This is a genomic window from Pseudomonas sp. JDS28PS106 (assembly GCF_036706555.1).
In the GTDB taxonomy this organism is placed as follows: Bacteria; Pseudomonadota; Gammaproteobacteria; order Pseudomonadales; family Pseudomonadaceae; genus Aquipseudomonas.
Genome location: NZ_JBAJGT010000011.1, coordinates 50,429 through 62,783, shown reverse-complemented (window position 1 = coordinate 62,783; position 12,355 = coordinate 50,429). Strand labels below are relative to the sequence as shown.

Here is a 12,355-nt window from a genome sequence, read left to right as displayed (position 1 = left end):
TCAATGACCCAGCAAACGACCCTGCCCCAGGAAATGACCCTGATCGAAATCACTCAGCCCGGCGGCCCGGAAGTCCTGCAGCCGCGCCAGGCGCCCATGCCGCGGCCGGCCGCCGGCGAAGTGCTGATCAAAGTGCATGCCGCCGGCGTCAACCGCCCCGACGTGATCCAGCGTCACGGCAAATACCCCATGAAGCCCGGCATGAGCCCGATCCCCGGGCTGGAAGTCGCCGGCGAAGTGGTCGCGCTAGGTGACGGCGTGACAGCCTTCGCCTTGGGTGACAAGGTCTGCGCGCTGACCAACGGCGGCGGTTATGCTCAGTACTGCATCGCGCCCGCTGGCCAGACCCTGCCGGTCCCCGATGGCCTGGACTGGAACCGCGCGGCGGCGATCCCGGAGACGTTCTTCACCGTCTGGGCCAACCTGTTCAGCATCGGCGGCGCCGTCAAGGGCGAGCGCGCGCTGATCCACGGCGGCACCAGCGGCATTGGTACCACTGCGCTGATGCTCTGCAAGGAGTTTGGTGTCGAGGCATTCGCGACGGCCGGCAGTGAGGGCAAGTGCCAGGCCATTCGCGACCTGGGCGGCGAGCCCATCAATTACAAGCAGGAAAATTTCGTCGACGCGGTCAAAGCCCGCACCGACGATCGGGGCGTCGAAGTGATTCTGGACATCATGGGCGGCTCCTACTTCAACGACAACCTCAGCGCCCTGACCATGGACGGCCGGCTGGTCATGCTCGGCTTTCTGGGCGGCGATCGTGCCAAGGACGCGAACCTGATGGCGATTCTTGCCAAGCGCGCCAGGGTCACCGGTTCACTGATGCGTTCGCGGACCGGCGAGGAAAAAGCCGCCATCGCCCGCGAGCTTCACGAACATGTGTGGCCGGCACTGAACGCAGGACGCTGCCTGCCCTTGATCGACAAGGTTTTCCCGCTTGAAGAAGCCGCACTGGCCCACGCCCGCATGGAAGCCGGCGACCACATCGGCAAAATCGTGCTGAAAGTGGTCTGATCTCTGGCGCGGGCCTTGGCGCAATGCCAAGGGCCCGCTACCGACGACTCATCCGTTCGACGCCTCTTCAGGCACTGGCTACGGGCGCAGTCCGAGCCGCCGCGCCGCGGCTGACCAGCAGGTCGCAGATCACCAGCGCCAGCAGACTCCAGCCGAACACCGGCAGGCAGACACCCAGCACGATGGCCGTGACCAGCACGCCGATCTGGCTGGCCCGCCCCAGCTGGCGCCAGGCATCTGTCATGGTCGGCTGTGCGGTCAGGCTCGGGCGACGGCGCCACCACATCAGGTAGCCCATCACCGCCATCACTGCCAGACCGCTGGCGAACAGCACCAGCGCCAGCTGATTGGCGAGTCCGAACAGCACGCCCATGTGCGCGTCGATGCCCCAGCGGGTCAGCTTGGCCGGCAACGAATACTGAGCGAACTCAACCTTGTCCACCACCTCCAGAGTGCCGGGATCGATGGCGACGGCATCGACACGGGTCGGCCAGCGCCGATCGATCTCGTTGACCACCCAGGCTTTCTGCGCCGACATCGATGGCCTAATCTCGATCCGCTCGGCCTGCAGGTTGGCGAGCCGCGCAGTGGCAAGCACAGCGTCGAACAGCGCCGGATCAATTGCCTCGCCGGAGGGAGCGGCCATCGGCATGTGCATATGGTGTTCGGCGTGCTCGTCCATCGGCATCGACATCGGCATGTCCATCGTCGCGCCCGCGCCGGGAGACGGGAGCGCGGTCGCGACGCTCGGCGTCGACCAGCCGTACCAGCCACGCAGGACGCCGATATTGCTGCCAGCATATTGCGACCAGGTCAGGCCGGTGGCGGAGAAGAACAGCAAGCCCAGCAGCAGCCATAGCCCGACAGTGGCGTGCAGCCCACGCAATCCGCGAACCGCACCCCGGCTGCGGCGCCGACGCGCCAGCCACAGAACGACGCCGCCCAGCGCGGCGACCCACAGCCATGACGCGGCCAGCTCGCTGTACAGCCGCCCGAAATCCCCCAGCAAAAGGCCCCGGTGGAACTGATCGATCCAGGTGCGCAGCGGCAGCACGCCGCTGGTGCCGTAGACCGTCATATCACCGCGTATTTCGCCGCTGACCGGGTCCACGAACAGCGCGCGATGTTCCGAGGCACCCAGCTCGGGGGAACTGAACATGACTCGCGTGGTGTCGCCTTCGACCGGCGCGGGACGCACGGCGGCGACCGTCAGATCGGGACCGGTCTGCTGCTGCGCTCGCCTGACCTGCTCGGCAAGGCTCAGGCGCGGTCCCTGACTATCGGTGTGCAGGGCATGGTCGTACAGATGCTGTTCGATCTGCGGCGTGAGCGCATAAAGCACCCCGCTCAGGGCCGCGACGAACAGGAAAGGTCCGATGAACAGACCGATGTAGAAATGCAGCCTCTTGAGCAAGGCAATCATGGCGCCAGCGGGTTGAGGCGCGGATGTGGAACGAGACTCTGACATGTGGACATACCAACGGAATCGCAGACCCGGACGGATACGTACGGGCACGCTGTGAGCGGTGTGGGTAAGGGTGCGGCGCGTGCCGCGCAAGCCGGCGCCTGTCAGGGAGCGTGCGGATTGAGTCCGGAAGAGCAATGTCGCGCCGGCACGGAATGCCAGAGCGCGCGAAGGATGCAGCGGGCAGGACGACTGCGCTGGAGCCAGCCCAGGGCCACGAAAAAGATCAGCGCCATGGTCAGCGTGGCGGCGAAGGCGCAACCTTCCGGCATCATGCCGGAGGTGCCCGATTCATGCGCAGACGCACCGGACATCGACATCGGAGCCTGATGCTCGCCCATCCCGGTCATCTCGTGATGATCGGCGCAGCCCTCCTCGGCCATGACCTGGCTCGCAGCGCCGTGCCCATGCCCGGTCGAGGCACGGGACATCAGACCGTGGCCGAGACTGCACAGCAGGCCGTTGAACAGGATCAACGCGAGCAACAGCCACGCGATGCCGGTCCGACGAGTGCGAAGGTGATGGAGAACGAGGTTCATGACGCGAAATCTACCACTATCACCCCACAAAACCTATGCGCATTTGGCAGGCGCTCCCTGATCATGGCCGATTTTCCGGCGGCCACGCCTTTGACGACGAGGTGAACTTCTCTGTGTGACCGATTGCCGCAGGAGCCTTTGCTCAGCGCTGAAGCTTTCATCCTTGCAGCGCCCGGAGCCCATCCGCGGCTTCGGCCGCCAGCGATGTGACGTCGACGTGCAGCAACCGGCCGCCCCGTTTGACCAGACGGCCGTCGGCAATAACCGTGTCCACATCCGCCGGCGTTGCCGACTGCACCACGGCGGCAACCGAGTCGGAAACCGGAAACAGGCCGAGCCGCCGGGCGTCTATGAGGGCAAGATCAGCCCGCTTGCCGGGCGTGATCGAACCGGTCACGTGGCCCAGCCCCATCGCATCAGCGCCACCTTGTGTCGCCCAGTGCAGGACGTCCCTCGCCGTGAGCGCCTGCTCGTTTCCGGTCATGCCCGTGGCAAGATTCAGGGTTGTCTGCATCAGCATGAACGGATTGGCGTTGCCGCCCAGCACCAGCGTATCGACGCCCAAGGTAACGGGAACACCTGCCTGGCGCAGCGCCGCAACCGGCGCCAGGCCGTAGCCGACACGCATTTCGGTCAGCGGTGTCAGGCACACCGATGCCCCGCTCCGGGCAATGCTGGCAATGTCATCGGCTTCCACATGGGTGGCATGCACCAGCTGCACTGAAGCGTCGAGCACCCCGTGCCGGACGAGTTGCTGCACGGCCTTTTTCTGCTGCGTTTGGCGGGTCACGGCAATGTGGGTGGAAACCGGCAGGCTGTGCTGTCGGGCAAAGGCGAACTCCTGCTCCCAGACGGTCGCATCGGTGCGCTCCGGGCCGCGAATCGCCAGGCCCAGATCGATGCGGTCGCCGCGTTCGGCAAGCAGATCGTGCATGCGCACGATGTTCTGGAAATCCATCATCGCGCCAGCCGGCAGGTCCTGCGCATAGCCGTACCACATCCGTCCGCGCAGTCCGCTGTCGACCATGGCCCGCAGTTCGGCGTGCGCAAATTCAGGCGTGCGCAGATTGTGCGCCCAGTTGTTCACCGTGGTAATCCCGGCGTTGACCGCCTCGGCCAGCCCCAGTCGCACGCCCAGTGCGGTCAGCTCTGGCGTGAAGCGCGTACTGGTTGCCAATTGCGACTTGAAGAAGGGTTCGCCGCCCGGCCGGGGCGCGCTGTTGCGCAGCAGGCTGTTCCACAGATGCCAGTGCGCGTCGACGATACCGGGGATCAGAATCATGCCGCGGGCGTCCAGAAGTTCGGCGCCTTGCACCTGAAGCTGCCGCCCAACCTGGACGATGCGACCGTCCTTTATCAGCACATCGCCGCCCTCCACGTCACCGATTGCCGGATCCATGCTTAGCACGGTCGCGTGGCGGATCAGCAAGTGCCCGGATAGCGCCGTGTCGGGACTCTGATCGACCGCCGCGCAGGCCGGCAACGACAGTGCAGCTCCCGCGAGCGCACCGAGTCGGAGGAAGGTACGACGGTCAACGGTTTCGAATGGCGGCATGATCTTCTCCTTGATCCGGTCAGGTGCATCAGGCGGCGAAGGCACGCCAAAGCCGCGCGCTACGGCGGATTTCTTCGTCCAGCGCCTGTCGGTCCGCTGTACTGGACGGCGCCGTGCTTGGCGTCAGGTGGGCAAGCACCGGTTCGATGGCGATCCGGCCGGTAAATCCCGAGGCGTTTAGCGCATCGTATTGCGCCTTGAAGTCGATATGGCCGCTGCCGATGCCGCCTCGACCGGAATCGGAGATGTGGTAGATAGCGGTGTGCCTGGCATGCTGCCGCAAGGTTTCCAGAGGGTCACGCTCGTCGATGTTCATATGGAAACTGTCGAGGATCATGCGCAGGTTGTCGCCGCCTACTTCAGTCATCAGCGACCGGCATTGATCCGCAGTATGGATCAGCGGCACTTCGTAGTGATTGCAGACTTCATACAAGGTGGCAACGCCCCGGTCCCCTGCGTAGGCGTCCACCGCGCGGCAGCAGGTCACCAATCGACGCCAGGCATCGGCCTTGTTCGCACAGTTGGTGGTCCACTGCGACAGCCCTTGCAGGGTCACGGGCACCGAACCAAGTTCCGCAGCGAAGTCTACGACGCGCCGGTAATAATCGATGGCCGCCTCGGCGCTGGCTTTGCCCGGCTCGTCCGGCGCTGCGTTGAACGGGTCGACGGCGATGATCTCGATGCCGGCCTCGGCGGCGCGGTCACGCAACTCCGACGGCCGCACATCGCGGTGGTCGCCCGCATACTGCACGCCTTCCAGGCCCAGTTCCCTGACCTTGTTCACAACCGCTTCGGCGGCGGTCAGTCCCAGTGTCCAGGACACTACGCTGATTTTCATATGACGGTTCCTTGTCCCCGGATCGTGATGGATTCGGCCAGCGATGTGTCTGGCACGCGGGTTTTAGAGAAAGCCTCGGGCGCCACGTTCCATCTTTTGCAGGTCGGCGGCAAAATCTTCCCGGATATCGCGTGCCAGCACCGGACAATCCGTCACCTGTACAGCGCCTGTATCAACCCATCGGCGAAAGGTCCCCAGGCCCCGGCCACGGCAGTATTGGTCAGCGCCACGAGGCTGATGCCAGCGACCGGATCGACCCAGTAATGGCTGCCATACAGACCGCACCAGGACCAGGTCCCGGCGTTCTGCGGCTGCCGCGCCGCCAGCGGATCGGTAAGCAGCATGGGGCCGAGTCCGAAAGCCCAGCCCGGGCCTCTGCTCTGGATCGGCACGTCGCCAATGGCATTGCTCAGCAACCGGGCGGTGGTGTCAGGGCGCAACAGCGGCGCACCGCCCAGACGCAGGCATTCGAGCAAGCGAAGATAATCATCGGCGCAGCCCAGCATGCCGGCGCCGCCGGATGGATACTGCCTGGGGTCGAATGCCCGATCCGGCGACAGGCGTGCCACCCCGGTGTCGAGTTCCAGCTGATCATCGGCGTCCAGCTGTTGCGGCCCGTACCGACCGTCTTTGTAGGCAAGGCTCAGCGGCGCGCTGTCACGATCGTCCGGGAAGCCGGTCAGCGCCATGTCCAGCGGGCCGGTGACCCACCGAGCCACGCAGTCAGCGAGGGACTCCCCGGTTGCCCGTTCCAGGATCGCCCCCACCACCTCCGTCCCCAGCGAATAGCGCCAGGCGTGACCGGGCTCGGACAGTAACGGCACGCTCGCCAGCCGTCGCAGGTTCTCGGCCAGATCATGATCGGTGCGGTCCAGCCCGTCCGACACCCCGGCGTTCGCATAGGGATTGCCGGGCGGCATTTCGAAGCCATAGCCCAATCCGGCGGTATGCGAGAGCAAATGCGCCAGGGTGATCGGCGGTTCACGGCCGTTGACCAGACGCGGGCGAAACTCCGGCAGCCAAGTGGCGACCGGCTCCTCCAGCCCTAGCATGCCAGCGTCGCAAAGGCGCAGCGCCGTCACTGACGTCAGCAGTTTGCTCAGCGACGCAAGCCGAAAGCGGGTCCGGCGGGCCATCACCAGCCCCTGCTGCCGATCCCGCAGACCTCGCGCTTCGGCGTAGCGCAGCACACCATGCTCGGCCATCAGCAGCACACCGCCGACGATCCAGCCTTGATCCACCCACAGTCGCCAGTGCTCAGCCATTCGCTGGACGCGCGCTTCAGCGAGCATCGACGTCATCGAAACGGCCCTGCAGCGCATTAAGGAAGATGCGTGTATACGCCTCTGGCGAATGCCTGACCGGATTGGTGTGCGAGCAGCCGTCAGCGAACGACATCCGCCCCACCTGCGCGGCATCCCGGTCGTCCAGCCCCAGCGCGGCCAGCGTGGACGGAATGCCGATCTGCTCGCGCAAGCCGAACAGCCAGTCCATGACCCCGCCCAAGCCCGCGCGCGGCAACCTCAGGAAAACCGCCAGATCATCCATCTGCCGCGTCAGCGCCAGCCGATTGGCCTGCAGGACATAGGGCAACAGGATCGCGTTCAGCAGCCCGTGATGCAGGTCGTACAGCGCGCCCAGCGTCTGCGCAATGGCATGCACGCCCCCCAGACCGCGCTGGAAAGCGGCGGCGCCGAGGCTCGAGGCCACCAGCATCTGCTGACGCGCTTCCATGTCCGCGCCGTTGGCGACAGCGCGCGGCAGATACTCCTTGATCAGTTGCATGCCCCGGACCGCCGCGGCTTCGGCCATCGGGTGGTAGACCGGCGAACACCAGGCTTCCATGCAGTGAGTCAGCGCGTCGATCCCGGTCGCAGCGGTCAGGTGAGCCGGTAGCTCGCGGGTCAGCTCGGCGTCGAGGATCGCCACCCGGGGCATCATGCGGATGTGCAGGATGGTGCGCTTGACCCGCGCCTGCTCGTCAGTGATGACCGACGCGCGACCGACCTCCGAGCCGGTCCCCGCCGTGGTCGGCAAGGCAATGACCGGCGCTACGCCTGCCGGGTCCACGCGTCGGTGGTTGTCACCGATGTCTTCGAAGTCCCAGAGCGGACGCGTCTGTCCGGACATCAGCGCGACCGCCTTGGCCGCGTCGAGCGCCGAGCCGCCACCCAGCGCGATGACGCCATCATGGCCGCCACTTTGGTACGCCCGAAGTCCGTTGGCGACGTTGTCACCGGTGGGATTGCCTTTCACGTCATCGAACAGCGCGCAATTGCCCAACGCTTCCCGGCAGCGGGCCAGCGCCTGCGCCACCATCGAGGTCTGGCCAAGCTGACGATCAGTGATCAGCAGCGGGCGCTCGATCCCAGCTTCGCGGCAGGCATCGGCGAGTTCGGCGGCTCGGCCGATACCGACGCGGATCGAGGTCGGGTAGTTCCAGTCGTTGCACAGCATGGTTGTTCTCCCCATTCTCAGACGATCAGACCGGGCGGCAACAGGCCAAGCAGCAGGCGCAGGCCGAAGACGACCATGAACAGGCCGGTGATGACGTCGATGACCTTCTTCATGCGCTGATATCGTTGCTGGATCGCCGGAATCGAGAACAGCGTGGCGAGCAGCACGAACCAGGAGATGGCGAGCACGGCGATGATCGACACGCCGGCGCCGCGCACCCACATCGGCATGCCAGGGGTGGTCACCGTGGTGAAGACACTGGTGTAGAACGCCAGCGCCTTGGGGTTGGTCATGTTGGTCAGCAGACCAAAGCGGTAGGCGCGGCTCAGGCTGCCGATGCCCAGCGCGTCCAGATCCCGTGGCTTGGGCTGGCTGCCGGCGCTGCGAAGGCTCTTGGTGCCCAGCCAGGTCAGGTACAGCCCGCCCAGCAGTTGCAGGGCCGGTTGCAGCCACGGCAGCTGCTGGAACATCAGGCCCAGGCCGGTCGCCGCCAGCAACGCCCAGATGATGCTCCCGGACGCCACGCCAAGCCCGGCGCAGATGCCTTGCTGGCGCGACTGGCTGTAGGACAGCTGGGTGATGACCAGGAAATTCGGGCCGGGGCTGATGATCAGGACGATGAAAGCGCCGGCAAGCGCCGTGAGTAAGGTGATCTCGTACATGAGTGGTATTTCCTTGTGGTTGAGTCGTAATCGAATGGGAATCAGGGTCAGGCGCAGGTCGCCCGAGCGCTGGCCTCGATCAGGCTGTCCAGGCAACTCTGCGCAGCGATCCGCGCTTGCCGAGGCGCCAGGCACTGAGGGTCTGGGGTCGGGACGTAGTGGTTATAAAAGGTGCAGCCCTCCACGCTCGGGCCGAGCACCCACAGGCGTGAATGAACGGTGCCGTCCCGGTAAAGGGCGCGATTGAAAGCATCGGTCTCGATGCCGTCCGCCGGAGCCTGATGTGCGGCGCGGACGAGGCCCTGCCGATGGAGATCGGCCAGCAGGCCCTCGCCGTGGCCCGACATTCCGCCCGGCACGACGCGGGCGCGGATGACCGTGTCGAAGCGCATCTGACGTGCGGCGCCGGGTGCCAGCGGCGTGACCACTCCGGCCTCCAGCAGCGCCAGCAGATCCTCATAACGCTCCAGCTGCGGGCCGCCCACCAGTCGATTGGAGACCCCGGCCCAGACCGCATAGAAATCATGGGTCGAGTTCTCGGTCAGCCCGCCGCGGTCCACCGCGTGGCGCAACAGGTCCCGGCAATCGCGCCACAGCTCCAGCGCCTGCCTGAGCGGACTTCCAGCCGTGCCAAGGCGGCTAAGCGCCAGGTCTTCGGTGATCCAGCGCCGGAACCACTGCGCATAGTCCTCGCCATTGCCTTGCCAGGTTGCAGTGGGCATCCAGTCGCAAGGCTCGAACCGGCCCCACTCCCCGACCAGCGTCTCGAACAGCGCTTGTCGGGCGCCCAGTGAGGTCGCATCCCGCAGCCGCTCCTGCAATGGCGTGAGACAGCCGGCCTTTTCGCGTACGACCACGGCCTGGTAATAGACCGCGCGCATCTCGTCTTCGAGCAACGGAAGTACATCGGCGCGAAAGTCCAGCCGACCGCCAGCCCGCTCGCGACGCAAGGCATCGAGGGCCTCGAAGGTCAGAAACAGCCGCGGCCACCCGCGTGTCGAGGACGTTGCCCCGGCCGGGCGCGCGTGAAACGGCAAGCCGCTGCGCGAATACAGAAACAGCTGGGGTTCCCGGCCCGATGGCTGATAGCGCCAGCCAGCGAAACCGGCATCCCGCACAAAGCGCCCGCCCCGCCCTTCGGTGAGCCTGGCCAGCGTATCCATGGCCGTCAGGCCGAGACCTTCGATGGCGACCCGCGCCCCGCAGTCCTCGGTGAAATTCGCACAAGGCGCATGGCCGAGGGTGACGAACAGCGCGTCGAAAGCCTGCCGCCAGCCGCTGGCCGTGGTCAGCCGAAAACCGGGGCGCTCGGACAAAGCTTCGCAGCGGCTGACGGTCTCGGCCTGATGCCGGACCCTGACATTCGCCGGACACTGGCGCAGCAGCACGCGATAGCAGTGCTGCAGATAGCGTCCGAGCAGGCGCCTTGGCACGAAATCGCCATACGCCACCGCTCTGCCGCTGGCCGCGACATGACCGCGCTCGTCCAGACGCACGTCGGTCGCCTGGCACCATTGCAGGAAGGTCTCGCCGACCTGCTGGTCGGCCGGGTAAGCGGACGAAAACGCGCTGAGCTGCCCTGCCATGGTGTTGAGCATCAAGTAATCGGGCTGTTCGGGGTCGTGCAGCCCGACGCCCGGCGTGCGCGGATCGAACAGATCGATGCGCAGCCGCAGGCTCGGAGTCTGGCGCGCCAGCGCCACGAGCTGTTCAAGCACGCTGAAGCCGCGCGAGCCCATGCCGACGATTGCGATGCTGACGTCGTGTGCCATGCGGGCGGCCCAGTGGTCTGTGAAAGTGCTTTTCATAGGGTCACCAGCGCTTGGATTGATGAAAGAAATGCGGCACCGCCAGCGCGCTGCCGTCGGCGAGCGCCTGCCGGTACAGACGCTGGCCCACGGCAAGGTCCAGCACGCCGAGGCCGAACGGCGAAAAGATCGACGCTTTGTCCGGGCTCAGTTCGATGTCGCCCGACATCAGTTGCGCCAGGGTGCCGGTGATGAACGAGCGGCTCTGGTACTCACGCACCGCCAGGTCAGCCGAGGTATCCGCTTTAAGGCAGTGGTCGACGTCGTCGAGGATGTTGTTGGCGGCCGCGATCACCCGTGGTCCCAGGTCGCGCAGGGAAATGTTCAGCACGATCTGGCCCGGGCGAAACACCGGTTCCAGCACCCAGGGCGTGGCGGCGGTCGTGGCGAACACCACCAGATCGGCCTGCAGGCAGGCCTCAAGGCCGCAAAGGGCACCCGACAACCCGCGCACCTCCGTGGCGTGCGCCAGCAGCGCGGCGGCCGACCGCGCGTCGGTGTCATGGACGCTGACCTGCCCCAGGCTCCAGCCGTCGGCGCACAGCATGTCCATCACCGTGCGGGCGATGAAGCCGGCGCCAATGAACGCGGTGCGCACGACCTGACGCTGCTGGCGATGGAGCCAGCGCGCGGCCAGCACCGCCGAGGCCGCCGTGCGCATGGCGCTGATTCGCGATGCTTCCAGACAGGCGAATGGATAGCCGGTGCGCGGGTCGTTGAGAATCAGCACCGCCGAGGCGCGTTGCAGACCTTCCTCGATGTTGCCCGGAAAGCTGGAAATCCACTTGATCCCGCTCACCGACCGGTCGCCGGACAGGCTGGCCGGCAATGCGATGATCCGGTTGGCCGGAGCATCGGGAAAGCGCAGGAAATAGCTGTCCGGATTGATCGTCTGGCCCGCGTGATGGGCGATATAGGCCTGCCGGACGTCTTCGATGCAGGCAAGAGGATCGGCATCCAGCAAGCGCGCCACGGTCTGACCGTCGACCACATGAAACGCGGCGGATGAGCGTTCGGCGGCAAGATAGCGCGTCCAGCCCGGCACGACAGGCATGTCGGCCAGAGTCATGTTCAGCACCTCGGTTCCGAAGTGCTGCTCGACCCATTGGTCGTCATACAGGGTGTCCAGATAACGCTCGCCCCAGTCCGGCGACAGGGCGACCACTACCGAATCTGGCTCGATGCGCTCGCGCCAGGCATGCACGGCGGCGATCACCGTGGCGGTCGAGCCGCCGACCAGCATTCCTTTGGTCCGCGCCAGCACCCGGCACATGGCGACCGTGCGCGATTCGGGCACCAACTCCAGGGCGTGAATGCCCTCGATATCGAAGATCGGCGGTCGCTGGCTGGTGCCCAGCCCCGGTATGAAGCGGCGACCCGGCGGCGTATCGAAAGTGACCGAGCCGACGCTGTCGACGGCGATGATCCGGGTCGTGGGGTGATGGCGCCGGAAGTGCTGTACGCAGCCCATCAGCGTGCCGGTGGTGCCGGCGCCGACGAACAGGTAATCGACATGGCCCACTTCGCGGGAGATCGAGCGCGCCGTGGTCCGCTCGTGGGCGCGGGGATTGGCGGCGTTTTCGTACTGGTTCAGCCATACATAGCGCGAATCGCCGGCGAGTTTGTCGCGGATCAGGGCGATCCGCGTGCCCAGGTATCCGCCGTTGGCGTCCGGCATGTCGACGCGGACCACCTCGGCGCCGTAGCTGTGCATCATGCGCACGTTGTGGCGCGAGGTATTGGGATCGACCACGCAGGTGAAGGCGATGCCCCGCTCGGCGCAAATCATCGCCAGCGCCACCCCGAGGTTGCCGGAGGACGACTCGATCAGAATGGTGTCCGGCCCGATCAGGCCGCGACTTTGCAGATCGTCGATCAGACCGGTGGCGGTCTTGAGCTTGATGGATCCGGCCGGGTTGAGCGATTCCAGCTTGAGCAGGAAGTCGGGACCCAGCCCGCGAACCTTGAGGAAGGTCCGGTCGTGAACGATGTCACTGATGGTCTCGTACATGGAAGC

The 12,355-nt window shown here is 65.9% G+C and carries 10 protein-coding genes; 1 reads left to right on the top strand and 9 read right to left on the bottom strand.

The features are described 5' to 3' along the window. The first annotated feature begins 3 nt into the window (after window positions 1-3). Window positions 4-1,014 carry an NAD(P)H-quinone oxidoreductase gene (locus tag TRP66_RS17750; protein WP_333405166.1) on the top strand — a complete coding sequence of 337 codons (1,011 nt, stop codon included), beginning with the start codon at window positions 4-6 and terminating at the stop codon, window positions 1,012-1,014. Window positions 1,015-1,081: 67 nt separating this feature from the next. On the opposite strand, the gene TRP66_RS17745 is transcribed toward TRP66_RS17750, so the two are convergent. The 9 genes from TRP66_RS17745 to sbnB form a co-directional block, all read right to left on the bottom strand. Then, window positions 1,082-2,482, bottom strand: coding sequence for a PepSY-associated TM helix domain-containing protein (locus tag TRP66_RS17745; RefSeq protein WP_333405164.1), 1,401 nt, complete (start codon window positions 2,480-2,482; stop codon window positions 1,082-1,084). A gap of 101 nt (window positions 2,483-2,583) precedes the next feature. Then, window positions 2,584-3,018, bottom strand: a complete 435-nt coding sequence (locus TRP66_RS17740; RefSeq protein ID WP_333405163.1) for a DUF2946 domain-containing protein — start codon at window positions 3,016-3,018, stop codon at window positions 2,584-2,586. 157 nt (window positions 3,019-3,175) lie between these two features. Next, window positions 3,176-4,573: an amidohydrolase family protein gene (locus TRP66_RS17735; RefSeq protein ID WP_333405161.1), complete on the bottom strand. Its 1,398-nt coding sequence runs from the start codon at window positions 4,571-4,573 to the stop codon at window positions 3,176-3,178. 28 nt (window positions 4,574-4,601) lie between these two features. Next, window positions 4,602-5,411: a sugar phosphate isomerase/epimerase family protein gene (locus TRP66_RS17730; protein ID WP_333405159.1), complete on the bottom strand. Its 810-nt coding sequence runs from the start codon at window positions 5,409-5,411 to the stop codon at window positions 4,602-4,604. Window positions 5,412-5,563: 152 nt separating this feature from the next. After that, window positions 5,564-6,712 carry a serine hydrolase domain-containing protein gene (locus tag TRP66_RS17725; RefSeq protein WP_333405157.1) on the bottom strand — a complete coding sequence of 383 codons (1,149 nt, stop codon included), beginning with the start codon at window positions 6,710-6,712 and terminating at the stop codon, window positions 5,564-5,566. Further along, complete coding sequence (locus TRP66_RS17720) at window positions 6,693-7,868, bottom strand: iron-containing alcohol dehydrogenase (RefSeq protein ID WP_333405155.1); 1,176 nt, start codon at window positions 7,866-7,868, stop codon at window positions 6,693-6,695. The genes TRP66_RS17725 and TRP66_RS17720 overlap by 20 nt, the downstream gene beginning before the upstream one ends. Before the next feature lie 17 nt (window positions 7,869-7,885). Further along, on the bottom strand, window positions 7,886-8,530 hold the full coding sequence (locus tag TRP66_RS17715) for a LysE family transporter (protein ID WP_333405153.1): 645 nt from the start codon (window positions 8,528-8,530) through the stop codon (window positions 7,886-7,888). A gap of 47 nt (window positions 8,531-8,577) precedes the next feature. Beyond that, window positions 8,578-10,338: an FAD/NAD(P)-binding protein gene (locus TRP66_RS17710; RefSeq protein WP_333405151.1), complete on the bottom strand. Its 1,761-nt coding sequence runs from the start codon at window positions 10,336-10,338 to the stop codon at window positions 8,578-8,580. 4 nt (window positions 10,339-10,342) lie between these two features. Beyond that, entirely contained in the window at window positions 10,343-12,349 is a 2,007-nt protein-coding gene (gene sbnB, locus TRP66_RS17705; protein WP_333405149.1) for a 2,3-diaminopropionate biosynthesis protein SbnB, read from the bottom strand. Between the last annotated feature and the right edge of the window lie 6 nt (window positions 12,350-12,355).